The following is a 13,771-nucleotide window of genomic DNA, read 5'->3' on the forward strand; positions in this document are numbered from 1 at the left end:
AATTGTTAAAAAAACAAACCGTTTGGCTGTTAACGATGCTCAGTTTAGTCGTTGTCTTGAGTGTATATTATATTACGTCTCCAGAAGGAGAAATGAATTCAAACGTCGCGCTCAGTACAAAGGAAAACGGAAATACTTCAATGGATGAAAAAGGTAAAGAGCAAGAAAATGATCAAGGGAAAGAAGAAAACAGTGGACAAAAAGAAAAAAATGGAGACCTTACACAAGAAAATGTAAATGATGAAAATGATGAAGCGATTATTTCAAGTATTTCAAATGACGATTTATTTACAGCAATACGCATGGAGATTGAGGATGAACGAAGTATGCGTAAGCAGCAGCTGGAATCGATCATCGGCTCTAACGAAGTATCAGCCGAGGAGAAAAGCAAAGCATATGAAGAGATGAGGGAATTATCAGAAATAACAGCGAAAGAAAAAGTTTTAGAAACGTTAATTAAATCAAAAGGATACGGTGATGCATTAGTTCAAGCAGATGGAGATCGAGTTCGTATTACAGTAAAAGCAAAAGAACATTCTAAACAAAAAGCGAATGAAATTATCCATCTTGTAAAAAAAGAAATTAGCGGAATGCAAGATGTAGCGGTTACCTTCCATCCAGCTGATTAAATCCCCAATTGAATGGGGATTTTTTATTGCAGCACGTTGATGATGAAAAGAGACGATAAATAAAAATGAGAAAAATCTGTTGGAAGCGTTTTAAAATAAATCGAATTATTTTATAATTTATATTAGTTTGTATATTTATCCACTCCTCATCAAGATCATTTAGCATTGAGCTGACCGAACGATGTTGAATTTTTGCTGTATCTTGTCGTATGATACTATGTAGTACATACTTTTAGTACTAGATGACAATTCAAAAACCATTAGTTCAAAACGCAAGGGGTGCTTTTAATGTTGAAAATACAGGAAATTCGTGAAATTATTAAACTAATTGATCAGTCATCGATCGATGAATTTTTGTATGAAAATGACGGGGTCAAAGTTAAATTAAGAAAACGCGGGCAAGAAGGAGAAACGATTGTACAAAAAGTTGTTCAAGAAAAAGAAGTTCAACCCGTTCAAAAAGTAATAACAGAGACTCCACAACAAGCTGCAGCACCAAGTGAAAAACAAGAGGCTGTGAAAGAAGAACCGAAAAATGTTGATACTGAAAACTTACATAAAATCACGTCACCGATGGTCGGAACGTTTTATGCTGCCCCAAATCCAGATGCAGATCCATATGTAAAAGTTGGATCTAAAGTGGAAGAAAATACGGTCGTCTGTATCGTAGAGGCTATGAAATTGTTTAACGAAATCGAGGCTGATGTAAAAGGTGAAATTGTAGAAGTACTGGTGGAAAATGGACAACTAGTTGAATATGGACAACCATTATTTCTTGTAAAGCCTGAATAAGGAGCGAGTTTATGATTAAGAAGTTATTAATTGCTAATAGAGGAGAAATTGCTGTAAGAATCATTCGTGCATGTAAAGAATTAGGAATTGAAACGGTTGCAGTTTATTCTGAAGCTGATAAAGATGCTTTACATGTTCAACTTGCAGATGAAGCTTACTGTATTGGACCTACAGCATCGAAAGATAGTTATTTAAATTTTACCAATATTATTAGTGTCGCCAAACTTACGAATACAGATGCGATTCACCCGGGCTATGGATTTTTGGCGGAAAATGCTGATTTTGCAGAGCTATGTAAAGAATGCAACATCACCTTTGTTGGTCCAAGTCCAGAGGCGATTTCAAAAATGGGGACAAAGGATATTGCAAGAGAAACGATGCGTAAGGCCGGTGTTCCAATTGTCCCTGGCTCACAAGGAATTATTGAAAATATAGAAGAAGCAATGGAAATTGCTGAAAAAATTGGATTTCCTGTTATTATTAAAGCGACAGCTGGTGGAGGCGGAAAAGGAATTCGTGTAGCTCGTGATGAACAGGAGCTGAAAAAAGGAATTCAAATTACACAACAAGAGGCAGCAACAGCATTTGGAAATCCAGGAGTTTATCTTGAAAAATATATTGAAGATTTCCGTCATGTCGAAATTCAAGTGTTGGCAGACAATCATGGAAATGTTATTCATTTAGGCGAACGTGATTGTACGATTCAACGCCGTTTACAAAAGCTCTTAGAGGAAACTCCTTCACCTGCATTAACGGAAGAAATTCGAAAGAAGATGGGAGAGGCTGCCGTGAAAGCGGCAAAAGCCGTTAACTATTCAGGGGCTGGAACAGTAGAATTTATTTTCGATTATCATAGTGGTGAGTTTTATTTCATGGAAATGAATACACGGATTCAAGTCGAGCACCCTGTAACAGAAATGGTGACGGGAATTGATTTAATTAAAGAGCAAATTAAAGTAGCATCCAATGAAGTGCTGTCATATAAGCAAGAAGATGTTACATTTAATGGTTGGGCAATTGAATGCCGTATAAATGCGGAAAATCCAGAGAAGAATTTTATGCCGTCACCTGGGAAAATTAATATGTACTTACCTCCAGGTGGTTTTGGGGTACGTGTTGATTCGGCTGTCTATTCAGGATACACCATTCCACCATTTTATGATTCCATGATTGCAAAGCTGATCACATATGGTGCGACAAGAGAAGAAGCCATTGCCCGCATGAAGCGTGCTTTAAATGAATTTGTCATTGATGGTGTTTACACGACGATTCCATTCCATCTTAAGCTTTTAGAACATGAGAAATTTGTTAGTGGTGAGTTTAATACGAAATTTTTAGAGCTCCATAAAGTGATGGAGTAGCAAGGTAGGAGGTGATTTTTTTGAGTGAAAAACATATTTTGGAAATGAATCAAGAAGACTCAAGCTTAGGAAAGGTTGAAATTGCCCCAGAAGTCATTGAAGTTATTGCCGGAATTGCTGCTTCTGAAATTGAAGGGGTTGCGCAAATGCGAGGCAATTTTGCAACAGGAGTTGTCGAGCGTTTCGGAAAGAAAAACCACGGCAAGGGCGTAAAAGTTGATTTAAATGATGATGGTATTGTCATTGATGTATATTGTGTCATGGAATTTGGTGTATCCATTCCAACTGTTGCTCAAAAAGTGCAAGATAACATTCGTCAAGCTTTATTAAATATGACAGCTCTCGAAATCAATGAAATTAATATTCATGTCGTAGGTGTACAATTTGAACAAAAACAGCCGGAAACAGAGATAGAGGAAACGATGTAAAAAGGCGGGAATTCCCGCTTTTTTTTATTATATCAGAATTTATATCATGATCACGAAGGAATAAACCCTTTTATATAGTTATGGATGTCAAGCGAAAGCCGCAGCGACTAGTGAACTTCCCTCTCCTCCTTCCGATAAGTCAACATCGACGCTTTCGCTCTTCGTGTTTCCTTGATCTCATGCGGAGCAGTCTAGTTCATACGCCGCTAAGCGGGGCGCTTTGCGCTTTTTTTATTACTAAATATTTTTCATCTATAATGACAACAAAAATATTTCAACTTTCTGAATTTTTTTTTGTTGAACTTTCATATGCTTCAACAATGGAAATATGATATCATTCTTTTATGACTATTCGACAATGACCAATATATTAAAAGGAGTCAGAAAATGAAACGGAGAACAGCAAGAAAAAAAGCATTACAGGCACTGTTTCAAATTGATATCGCTCATACATCACCAAAAGAAGCGATCGAACACGTTCTTCAAGGGGAAGAAGCTGATGAATTTTTAACACGCCTTGTCGAGGGAACGAATAATCACATGCAGGAAATTGACGAAATGATTAAGCCTTTTTTAGTTAATTGGAAAATAGAAAGATTGGCAGCAGTCGATCGAACTATTTTACGGATGGCAGTTTATGAAATGAAATATGAAAAGGATATCCCCGTTAATGTCACATTAAATGAAGCGATTGAACTGGCGAAAACATTTGGTGATGAAAAGTCAGGTCGATTTGTAAATGGTGTCCTCTCAAGCGTGAAAAATTCTTTAGAAGAATCAAAGTAGAAGGAGGAAGAAAATGACTGCAACGATTATTAGCGGAAAAGATTTGGCCATTCAAAAAAGACAAGAGCTGGCTAATGAGGTGAAATTGTTAAAGCAAAAAGGGATAACACCAAAGCTGGTGATTATTTTAGTTGGGGATGATCCTGCCTCTCTTTCCTATATAAAAGGGAAACAAAAGGCTTCCGTCGAAACGGGTGTTGAGTTCAAATTAGAACATTTAAAGGAGAGCGTTACAGAAAACGAACTATTACAGCTTATCGACCGCTACAATCAAGATCCTTTTGTTGATGGTATATTAGTTCAATTACCATTACCGAAGCATATTGATGAAAAAGCTGTGATCGAAAAAATTTCTCCTGAAAAGGATGTTGACGGTTTTCATCCCATTAATATCGGACGAATGATGACGGGACAAGAAGCATTTTTGCCGTGTACACCAGCAGGAATTGTTGAATTAATAAAATCTGCTAACATCGAAATAGCCGGAAAGCATGTTGTAGTTGTAGGAAGAAGCAATATTGTAGGAAAGCCTGTTGGTCAATTGCTCTTAAATGAGGATGCGACGGTTACATATTGTCATTCCAAAACGAATAATTTGCGATCCTTTACAAAGGAAGCGGATATTTTAATCGTTGCAGTTGGAAAAGCCCATTTTCTTTCTGCAGATGATATGAAAGAGGGGGCTGTTGTAATTGATGTAGGAGTGAATCGCACACAATCCGGAAAGCTCGTTGGTGATGTTCACTTTGAGGAAGCAAAAGAAAAGGCTGGCTTTATTACACCTGTTCCAGGTGGAGTCGGTCCGATGACGATCACGATGTTAGTTCACAACACTATTTTGGCTGCGAAAAAACGTTTATCTTGATTGTGGAGCTATCAGTGGTAATAGGCCGCTGATAGCTTATTTTACAATTCTAAACGTTGAAATAAAAGGAGTTTTTTATATGAGTAACAGAAAATTTGTTACCGTTACGGCTTTAACAAAATATATTAAACGAAAATTTGATGTTGACCCACACTTGCAAGATATATGGATAAAAGGCGAACTTTCTAACGTAAAAATTCATAGTAGAGGTCATATGTATTTTACATTAAAGGATGAAGGGGCCAAAATTCAAGCGGTTATGTTTTATAGTGATTTTCGATTGTTAAAATTTCGACCAGAAGATGGCATGAAAGTATTGGTTCGCGGCAGGATTTCTGTATTTGAGCCTAGTGGAACATATCAAGTAACGGTGAAGGAAATGCAGCCAGATGGTATTGGAAGTTTATATTTAGCATACGAAGAATTAAAACGGAAGCTTGAAAAGGAAGGCCTTTTTGATCCAAAATATAAGAAGCCAATACCTACTTATCCATCCAATGTCGGTGTGATCACATCACCGACTGGGGCGGCCATTCGCGATATATTATCAACCATTAAACGACGGTATCCGCTTTGTAATGTTATTTTATTACCTGCACTCGTTCAAGGAGTTGAAGCGAGCCATTCCATTGCAAAGCAAATTCGTAAAGCTAATGAGCTCGGCATGTTAGATGTGTTAATCGTTGGCCGCGGTGGTGGTTCAATTGAAGAGCTTTGGGCTTTTAATGAGGAAATCGTTGCACGTGAAATTTTTCATTCGAAAGTTCCGATCATTTCAGCAGTAGGACATGAAACAGACTATACCATTGCTGATTTTGTTGCCGATTTACGTGCTCCAACCCCAACAGGTGCTGCTGAGTTGGCTGTACCACATTATGCAGATTTAATAGAACGGACGAAGCAGCGACAAGCACGAATCATGAAAATATTTAAAGATCGATTGAAATATGAAAAAGAGCGTTTGAAAAGCTTGCAAAAATCTTACGCGTTTAAATATCCAAAGCAATTGTATGAACAAAAAGAGCAGCTGCTTGACCACTTATTAGATCGTTTTATGCGTGAAGGAAAACGCTACATGACACGAAAAAAAGATCATTACGAAACGTTCCAAAATCGTCTCCTTCAACAGCATCCAAATGATCAAGTAAAAAGGCTAAAGGAACACTATTTCCAAGTAAAGCGAACGTTGATCCGTGAAATGAACATTTTACTCCATCAAAAACAATCTCAGTTTGACACCCAAGTATCGAAATTAAATGCTTTGAGCCCGTTAAAAGTCATGGAAAGAGGATATAGCCTTGTGTACAACGAAAACAATATCGTAAAAAGTGTCAAACAAATCAATCCAAATGATACCATTGAAGTTCATCTGCAGGACGGTAAACTGAAATGTGAAGTAAAGGGAATAGAGGAGAGATCGATGTGAAAGAAGAAAAAGAGTTAACATTTGAACAGGCAATGGAACAATTAGAACAAATTGTTGAAAAATTAGAAGAAGGTGATGTTCCTCTTGAAAAAGCGATTCAATATTTTCAGGAAGGGATGCTATTATCAAAGATTTGTCATGAAAAGTTAACGCATGCGGAAAGACAAATGGATCTTATTTTAAAAGATAATGGACAATTAGAGCCATTTGAAATACAGGAGGAAGAATAATCGTGAGCGCATCCATTCAGAGCTTTTTAATAGAGAGGAAAACGGTGATCGAGTCCCTTCTTCCGTCACACATAGAGCGATTGAATGCTCCTGAAAAAATTAAAAAAGCGATGCTATACTCGCTGAATGCTGGCGGGAAAAGACTTCGCCCTGTTTTAGTTCTAGCTGTGTTAAATTCCTATAATAAAGAAGAATCCATCGGCTATCCGGTTGCTTGTGCGATTGAAATGATTCATACGTATTCCTTAATTCATGATGATCTTCCATGTATGGACAATGATGATTTAAGACGTGGAAAACCGACAAACCATAAAGTGTTCGGCGAAGCATTAGCGGTTTTGGCCGGTGACGGGTTATTAACCGAAAGTTTTCGAATCATTGCCGAGCAAGAAGATGTAGAAGCACAAAAAAAGGTGCTTCTTATAGCCGAATTAGCAAAAGCTTGCGGTGTTGAAGGAATGGTTGGTGGACAAGTAGCAGATCTAGAAGGAGAAGGAAAAGCTTTAACGTTGTCTGACCTAGAATTTATTCATGAACATAAGACAGCAAAGCTATTAGCATATAGTATTATCGCTGGCGCTATCCTTGCAAACGCAGCTGAAGAAGACATTTTAAAATTAAAAAAATTTGCGTTTCACATGGGGATTGCCTTCCAAATTCGCGACGATATATTGGATATTGAAGGAAATGAAGAAGTGATTGGTAAGCCGGTTGGCTCTGATACGACAAATCAAAAAGCAACTTATCCATCTTTATTAACAATGGATGGTGCAAAGAAAAAGCTTTTTGAACATCAAGCAAAAGCGAAGGAAATACTGCATACATTATCCATAAGTACAAAATTACTGGAAGACTTTTGCGACCTTGTTGTATCAAGGGAATACTAAATGCTCGATTATTGAGATTATGAATCCCCTATGATATAATGTTATCACAGAAATACGTGGAGTGGTGCAGTATTCTAGTCAGCCCTCCAGTTCTGAAGGCGGGCCTAAAAATCCGCTAAAGGGCACATCGATGAAGTTCCTGGTGTTGGCTTGAGGCGCCCAGCCTTGGGTTGATGCTGGGAGTTAAGGTTAGAGGGCGATCCACAAAGGCATGTGGGCGTTGACCCTCTTTCCGCGGAGGCCCATTTACGTATCTTCATTGAAGGTATGGAATGGGGTATGAACCTGTTTACGTACGTCCTTTGTTTGGACGTACGGACAGCGTAGCCTGCCTTGAGTGGTGTCTGAGGGGATTATGGTTAAATAGTAACCTTTTCATATGGCCAATGAAAGGGCTACTGTATGCCATATGAAATCAGCTCTGCAAAAGAGGCTAGGAACTGGTTAAAGGCTGTTGAGGAAAACTCCTAGACTGTTCGCGTGGTGCGACATATATAGAGGATTATAGTACGGACTAAGTGGCAATCCAGTCTAGCATTTGGCGACAGTGCTAAGTCGGGTTTAAAGGGAAACCGCCAGAGTGGCAACGCTTGGTACCCGGCTGGGAAAACCTACTGGACCTAAGCCGTAATTTTTACTCTATATATGACCACTCCAACTTTGTTTTATACATAGTTTGAATAAGAAAAAGGTGTAAAAGAAAATAATGAGAGAACTTTTTCAACAATCATTTAAATGGAGCTTTGGAATAGCCGTTATCACATTTGTGTTAGCGGCTCTTTTTTCAATTATATCGACAGCATTGTTAGGCGGAGTTGGTTGGGCACTCGGGATGCTCATTGTTCTATTCATTGTTTTAATTGGGATTTTTTTTGATATGCTAGGAATTGCAGCTACAGCTGCCAATGAGGTTCCTTTTCATGCAATGGCATCAAAACGAATTCCAGGGGCGAGGCAAGCCATTCACATTATTCGCAATGCTGACCGCTTCTCGAACTTTTGTAATGATGTCATTGGCGATATATCTGGTATTATTAGTGGAACGGCTTCAGCCATTGTTATTTTAAATTTAACCTTATCGTTAAATTTTAAGCAAGGGTCGATTCATGAGTTTGCCATATCCGTTCTTTTAACTAGTATTGTCGCAGCTTTGACTGTAGGAGGAAAAGCATTTGGAAAAACCTTTGCTATCCGTTATTCTACAGATATAATATATCAGGTAGGAAAATTATTTAATTTTTTAGAGAATCGTTTTAATATTGTAGTGATAAAAGATAATAAAGGGAAAAATAAGAAGCAGCGAAAACAGAATCGAAAGTGAGTGGTCCTTTTGGATCTAATGTCTATAAAAAATCCGAAATTTCTAAAAAATTTATCGAACGATGAGCTAGAACAACTGAGTGCTGACATTCGCCATTTTTTAATTCAACAATTATCGAAAACAGGGGGACATATTGGGCCGAATCTAGGCGTTGTCGAATTGACAATCGCTTTACATAAAGAATTTGATAGTCCAAAGGATAAAATTATTTGGGATGTCGGACATCAATCATATGTTCATAAAATTTTAACAGGTCGAGCCGAACAATTTGATACACTTAGACAGTATAAAGGGTTATCAGGTTTTCCAAAGCGAGCTGAAAGTGAGCATGATGTATGGGAAACCGGTCATAGCTCGACTTCCTTATCTGCTGCGATGGGAATGGTCATAGCTCGGGATTTAAAACGAACGAATGAATATATTATTCCAGTTATTGGTGATGGTGCGCTGACAGGTGGAATGGCGCTTGAAGCCCTTAATCATATCGGACATGAACAGAAGGATATTATTGTTGTGTTAAATGATAATGAAATGTCCATTGCCCCAAATGTCGGTGCTCTTCACAACATATTAGGGAGGCTGCGAACGGCTGGTAAATATCATTGGGTGAAGGATGAATTAGAATATTTATTGAAAAAAATTCCTGCAGTTGGTGGGAAATTAGCACAGACAGCCGAGCGGGTAAAAGATAGTCTAAAATATTTTTTTGTGTCTGGAATGTTTTTTGAGGAACTTGGCTTCACGTATTTAGGGCCAGTTGATGGCCATAACTTTAACGATTTATTTGAAAACTTGCGATATGCGAAAAAAACAAAAGGTCCTGTTTTATTGCACGTTATCACGAAAAAAGGGAAAGGTTACTTGCCTGCAGAATCAGATAAAGTAGGGACGTGGCATGGGACAGGCCCGTATAAGATTGAAACAGGAGATTTTGTAAAACCAAAAAATACCGCTCCTTCATGGAGTGGACTTGTTAGTGAAACGGTTCGGAAAATAGCAAGAGAGGATAAACGAATTGTAGCCATTACACCAGCAATGCCTGTCGGTTCGAAGTTGGAAGGATTTCGTGAAGAATTTCCTGATCGAATGTTTGATGTAGGCATTGCTGAGCAGCATGCCGTTACGCTTGCTGCTGGGTTAGCGCAGGCCAAAATGAAGCCGTTTTTAGCGATTTATTCAACATTTTTGCAGCGTGGGTATGACCAAATTGTGCATGACGTCTGTCGCCAAAATTTAAACGTTTTCTTTGGCATCGATCGAGCAGGTCTTGTTGGGGCAGACGGTGAAACACATCATGGAGTTTTTGATATCGCCTTTTTGCGTCATGTTCCGAACATCGTCTTAATGATGCCGAAAGACGAGAATGAAGGGCAGCATATGGTTTACACAGCGCTGAAATATGATGATGGTCCTATAGCTGTCCGTTATCCGCGTGGAAATGGTTTAGGTGTACCACTTGATAAACAATTAAAGGAGATTCCAATAGGTACATGGGAAGTGCTGAAAGATGGTTCAGACGTTTGTATTTTAACATTTGGTACAACGATTGGAATGGCGCTAGAAGCTGCGAATGAACTAGAAGATCGAGATCTATCTGTACGTGTTGTCAACGCAAGATTTATTAAGCCGCTTGATGAACAAATGCTGCATGGTATATTTTCCGAAAACATTCCGGTGTTAACCATTGAAGAAGCGGTGCTTCAAGGTGGATTTGGCAGTGCGGTATTAGAATTTGCTTCACAGCACAACTATGAACATGCCAAAATTAAGCGAATGGGAATACCAGATACGTTTGTTGAACATGGAAGCGTTACGAAGCTGCTTAAAGAAGTACAGCTAACAAAAGAAGCAGCAATCGATTCCATTTTAACACTTACACCTGTGAAAGAAAAAGGAATGAATTATGGGTAAAAAAGAGCGATTAGATGTTTTATTGGTTGAAAGAGGCCTCGCTGAATCTAGAGAAAAAGCAAAAAGATCCATTATGGCAGGACTTGTCTATAGTAATGAGCAAAGAATGGACAAGCCTGGTGAAAAGGTCGATCGAGACATTCCTCTTACAATAAAAGGGAATGTTTTGCCATATGTAAGCCGCGGCGGCTTAAAGCTTGAAAAAGCGTTAAAAGAATTTCAGCTAAATATTCAAGATAAAATTATGGTCGATATCGGAGCATCTACAGGAGGATTTACGGACTGTGCCTTGCAAAATGGTGTGAAATTGTCTTATGCCATTGATGTTGGGTATAATCAGCTTGCTTGGAAGCTAAGGCAAGATGAGCGCGTTGTCGTAATGGAAAGAACGAATTTCCGCTACGTAACAGCCGTCGATTTCCCATATGGATTACCGGAATTTGCGACTATTGATGTGTCTTTTATTTCCTTAAAACTCATATTGCCTGTATTAAAATTTATTTTAGTCCCCAAAAGCCATATTATTGCTCTTGTTAAGCCACAATTTGAAGCTGGTAAAGAAAACGTTGGGAAAAAAGGCATTGTAAGAGAACGAAAAGTTCATGAACATGTATTGCGAGACATTTCGACATTTGCATTAGAGCAAGGCTTTGATTGTGTAAACCTTACCTTTTCACCGATAACTGGAGGCGATGGGAATATTGAGTTTTTGCTCCATCTTTATTTTGAAGGGGCGAAAGAGAGAGGAGAAATCCATTTTAAACAAAATATAGAAGAAATTGTCGCAAAAGCACATCAAGAATTAAAGAGCAAATCTAATTAGGAACAAGAAAAGCAGGGATAGCCTAGGCTATTCCTGTTTATTATGTTTATCGAGCAAACGTGTACTTTTTTCGTCATTTTGTATAACATAAAAGTAAAGAAAATGCTTGAGAGGTGCCGAAATGAATAAAGGGCAAAGACATATTAAAATACGAGAGCTCATTACAAATTTTGACATTGAAACACAAGATGAACTCGTGGATATGTTAAAAAGTGCAGGATTTAACGTGACACAAGCAACTGTGTCTCGCGATATTAAAGAATTGCATTTAGTGAAAGTGCCGATGCCAGATGGGCGCTACAAATATAGTCTTCCAGCAGATCAACGCTTTAATCCCTTGCAAAAATTAAAGAGAGCGTTAATGGATGCTTTTGTGAAAATTGATTCTGCTGGGCATTTACTAGTCATGAAAACAATGCCAGGAAATGCTCATGCGATCGGTGCATTAATCGATAATTTAGATTGGGATGAAATATTAGGGACTATTTGTGGAGATGATACGATTCTCATCATTTGTAGAACTTCAAAAGATACAGAAGTATTAACGAAAAGATTTTTGGACATGCTTTAATCCCTATAAAATGGGAGAGGTGAATCGTTATGCTAGCGGAATTATCGATAAAAAATTTTGCCATTATTGAGTCTTTAACTTTGTCCTTTGATAAAGGATTAACTGTGCTGACTGGAGAGACTGGTGCGGGAAAGTCCATCATTATTGATGCTATTTCGTTATTAGCGGGTGGACGGGGATCATCGGAATTTGTCCGATTTGGTGAAAAACGCGCCGAAATTGAAGGGTTATTTTTAATCGATGATGAAACACATCCATGTATAGAAAAATGTCGTGATTTTGGAATTGATATAACGGATGGAATGGTTATTTTACGACGTGATATTACGGCAAACGGAAAAAGCATTTGTCGAGTCAATGGAAAGCTCGTGACCATTGCTATTCTTCGAGAAATTGGCAGGCTTTTAGTCGATATACATGGGCAGCATGATAATCAAGAATTAATGGATGAAAGTAGACATTTATTTTTGCTTGATGAATATGGATCTGATGAAATTCAGAAAGCGAAAGAAATTTACGTTCAATTATATCGAAAATTTTTAGATATAAAACAAAGACTAAAGCGGCTAACAGAAAATGAACAGGAGATGGCTCATCGTTTAGATTTAATTCAATTTCAGCTGAAGGAAATTGAAGACGCTAATCTAGAGCCAGAGGAAGATGTGAAGCTCCAGGAAGAACGGAAGAAGATTGTAAACTTTGAAAAAGTGTTTAAGGCGCTTCAAAATGCCTACGATGCTTTACAAGGGGAACAACGGGGATTAGATTGGCTCGGTCTTGCCATGAGCCATCTAGAGGATGTTTCAAATATAAATGAAAAACTCCATGAAATGTCGGAAGCTTTGTCAAATCATTATTATATCATCGAGGATTTAACGTACCAGCTGCGAAATGAGTTAGACCAATTAGAATTTGACCCGCAAAGATTAGACATTATTGAGGAAAGGCTAAATGAAATTAATCATTTAAAGAGAAAATATGGTCAATCAGTTGAAGAAATTTTACAATATGCTGCCAAAATTGAAGAGGAAATCGAAACGATTCAAAATCGAGACAGTCATTTACATACGCTAAGAGAAGAATTGGAATCGATTCAAAAAGATTTACTTGTAGAAGCGGAAAATGTATCAAAGCTTCGTAAAAAATGGGCCAAAAAGCTAATTCAGCAAATAAAAGAAGAATTAAAAGCTTTATATATGGATAAAACAACATTTGATGTAAAATTTCTCCAAGATGTAACAGAAGTAAAATTTACACAAGATGGAATCGATCAAGTTGAATTTTATCTTTCAACAAACCCTGGTGAGCCATTAAAACCTTTAGCAAAAGTAGCTTCTGGCGGTGAACTTTCCCGAATTATGCTAGCAATGAAATCAATTTTTTCTAAGCATCAAGGGATTACTTCCATCATTTTTGACGAAGTGGACACGGGAGTTAGTGGTCGTGTTGCCCAAGCAATAGGAGAAAAAATTTATCGAGTTTCAGAAGGTTCACAAGTTTTATGTATTACCCACTTACCTCAAGTTGCCGCAATGGCGGATCATCATTTGTATATATCTAAAGAAACGATTGACGGTCGAACGAAGACACATGTAAAAACGTTAAATGAAGAGGAAAAAATTAAGGAAATTGGCCGCATGATTGCTGGAGTAGAAGTAACAGAATTAACGAAACAACATGCTAAAGAGCTTTTGAAGATGGCATTTCAGGTGAAAAGCAGCTAGCTGCTCGCTTTTCAAAC

14 protein-coding genes are annotated in these 13,771 nt (G+C 37.9%); all 14 read left to right on the plus strand.

The features are described 5' to 3' along the window. The first annotated feature begins 2 nt into the window (after positions 1 to 2). The 14 genes from J2S06_RS02330 to recN all read left to right on the plus strand — a co-directional run bounded on the left by J2S06_RS02330 (position 3) and on the right by recN (position 13,754). On the plus strand, positions 3 to 629 hold the full coding sequence (locus J2S06_RS02330) for a SpoIIIAH-like family protein (RefSeq protein WP_419151164.1): 627 nt from the start codon (positions 3 to 5) through the stop codon (positions 627 to 629). A 288-nt stretch (positions 630 to 917) separates the two neighbouring features. After that, entirely contained in the window at positions 918 to 1,421 is a 504-nt protein-coding gene (accB, locus tag J2S06_RS02335) for an acetyl-CoA carboxylase biotin carboxyl carrier protein (RefSeq protein ID WP_044896383.1), read from the plus strand. A gap of 11 nt (positions 1,422 to 1,432) precedes the next feature. Then, the gene (accC, locus tag J2S06_RS02340; protein WP_419151165.1) at positions 1,433 to 2,782 is read left to right on the plus strand and encodes an acetyl-CoA carboxylase biotin carboxylase subunit; all 1,350 of its coding nucleotides are present in this window, start codon (positions 1,433 to 1,435) and stop codon (positions 2,780 to 2,782) included. A gap of 44 nt (positions 2,783 to 2,826) precedes the next feature. After that, complete coding sequence (locus J2S06_RS02345; protein ID WP_083979417.1) at positions 2,827 to 3,210, plus strand: Asp23/Gls24 family envelope stress response protein; 384 nt, start codon at positions 2,827 to 2,829, stop codon at positions 3,208 to 3,210. A gap of 387 nt (positions 3,211 to 3,597) precedes the next feature. Then, complete coding sequence (gene nusB, locus J2S06_RS02350; RefSeq protein ID WP_044896386.1) at positions 3,598 to 3,996, plus strand: transcription antitermination factor NusB; 399 nt, start codon at positions 3,598 to 3,600, stop codon at positions 3,994 to 3,996. Between the two features lie 13 nt (positions 3,997 to 4,009). After that, on the plus strand, positions 4,010 to 4,861 hold the full coding sequence (gene folD, locus J2S06_RS02355) for a bifunctional methylenetetrahydrofolate dehydrogenase/methenyltetrahydrofolate cyclohydrolase FolD (RefSeq protein WP_419151166.1): 852 nt from the start codon (positions 4,010 to 4,012) through the stop codon (positions 4,859 to 4,861). A 79-nt stretch (positions 4,862 to 4,940) separates the two neighbouring features. Continuing rightward, positions 4,941 to 6,287 carry an exodeoxyribonuclease VII large subunit gene (xseA, locus tag J2S06_RS02360; protein ID WP_419151167.1) on the plus strand — a complete coding sequence of 449 codons (1,347 nt, stop codon included), beginning with the start codon at positions 4,941 to 4,943 and terminating at the stop codon, positions 6,285 to 6,287. Further along, positions 6,284 to 6,517, plus strand: coding sequence for an exodeoxyribonuclease VII small subunit (locus J2S06_RS02365; protein ID WP_083979416.1), 234 nt, complete (start codon positions 6,284 to 6,286; stop codon positions 6,515 to 6,517). The genes xseA and J2S06_RS02365 overlap by 4 nt, the downstream gene beginning before the upstream one ends. Before the next feature lie 2 nt (positions 6,518 to 6,519). After that, positions 6,520 to 7,404: a polyprenyl synthetase family protein gene (locus J2S06_RS02370; protein WP_044896389.1), complete on the plus strand. Its 885-nt coding sequence runs from the start codon at positions 6,520 to 6,522 to the stop codon at positions 7,402 to 7,404. A 706-nt stretch (positions 7,405 to 8,110) separates the two neighbouring features. Continuing rightward, positions 8,111 to 8,725: a CNNM metal transporter family protein gene (locus J2S06_RS02375; RefSeq protein WP_044896390.1), complete on the plus strand. Its 615-nt coding sequence runs from the start codon at positions 8,111 to 8,113 to the stop codon at positions 8,723 to 8,725. Positions 8,726 to 8,743: 18 nt separating this feature from the next. Beyond that, on the plus strand, positions 8,744 to 10,636 hold the full coding sequence (gene dxs, locus J2S06_RS02380) for a 1-deoxy-D-xylulose-5-phosphate synthase (protein ID WP_459077039.1): 1,893 nt from the start codon (positions 8,744 to 8,746) through the stop codon (positions 10,634 to 10,636). Continuing rightward, the gene (locus J2S06_RS02385; protein WP_044896392.1) at positions 10,626 to 11,459 is read left to right on the plus strand and encodes a TlyA family RNA methyltransferase; all 834 of its coding nucleotides are present in this window, start codon (positions 10,626 to 10,628) and stop codon (positions 11,457 to 11,459) included. Before dxs ends, J2S06_RS02385 begins: the two co-directional genes overlap by 11 nt. Before the next feature lie 121 nt (positions 11,460 to 11,580). Further along, complete coding sequence (ahrC, locus tag J2S06_RS02390) at positions 11,581 to 12,030, plus strand: transcriptional regulator AhrC/ArgR (RefSeq protein WP_044896393.1); 450 nt, start codon at positions 11,581 to 11,583, stop codon at positions 12,028 to 12,030. A gap of 29 nt (positions 12,031 to 12,059) precedes the next feature. Next, complete coding sequence (recN, locus tag J2S06_RS02395; protein ID WP_419151169.1) at positions 12,060 to 13,754, plus strand: DNA repair protein RecN; 1,695 nt, start codon at positions 12,060 to 12,062, stop codon at positions 13,752 to 13,754. The last annotated feature ends 17 nt before the right edge of the window (positions 13,755 to 13,771 follow it).

Origin of the sequence: Bacillus alveayuensis (assembly GCA_030812955.1) — a bacterium.
Taxonomy (GTDB): Bacteria; Bacillota; Bacilli; order Bacillales; family Aeribacillaceae; genus Bacillus_CB; species Bacillus_CB alveayuensis.

What these genes read in the sequence shown, in the direction of transcription:
- recN (WP_419151169.1), top strand. Translation starts at nt 12,060, where the DNA reads ATGCTAGCGGAATTATCGATAAAAAATTTTGCCATTATTGAGTCTTTA.
- xseA (WP_419151167.1), top strand. Translation starts at nt 4,941, where the DNA reads ATGAGTAACAGAAAATTTGTTACCGTTACGGCTTTAACAAAATATATT.
- dxs (WP_459077039.1), top strand. Translation starts at nt 8,744, where the DNA reads ATGTCTATAAAAAATCCGAAATTTCTAAAAAATTTATCGAACGATGAG.
- accB (WP_044896383.1), top strand. Translation starts at nt 918, where the DNA reads ATGTTGAAAATACAGGAAATTCGTGAAATTATTAAACTAATTGATCAG.
- folD (WP_419151166.1), top strand. Translation starts at nt 4,010, where the DNA reads ATGACTGCAACGATTATTAGCGGAAAAGATTTGGCCATTCAAAAAAGA.
- accC (WP_419151165.1), top strand. Translation starts at nt 1,433, where the DNA reads ATGATTAAGAAGTTATTAATTGCTAATAGAGGAGAAATTGCTGTAAGA.
- ahrC (WP_044896393.1), top strand. Translation starts at nt 11,581, where the DNA reads ATGAATAAAGGGCAAAGACATATTAAAATACGAGAGCTCATTACAAAT.
- J2S06_RS02345 (WP_083979417.1), top strand. Translation starts at nt 2,827, where the DNA reads ATGAATCAAGAAGACTCAAGCTTAGGAAAGGTTGAAATTGCCCCAGAA.
- nusB (WP_044896386.1), top strand. Translation starts at nt 3,598, where the DNA reads ATGAAACGGAGAACAGCAAGAAAAAAAGCATTACAGGCACTGTTTCAA.
- J2S06_RS02375 (WP_044896390.1), top strand. Translation starts at nt 8,111, where the DNA reads ATGAGAGAACTTTTTCAACAATCATTTAAATGGAGCTTTGGAATAGCC.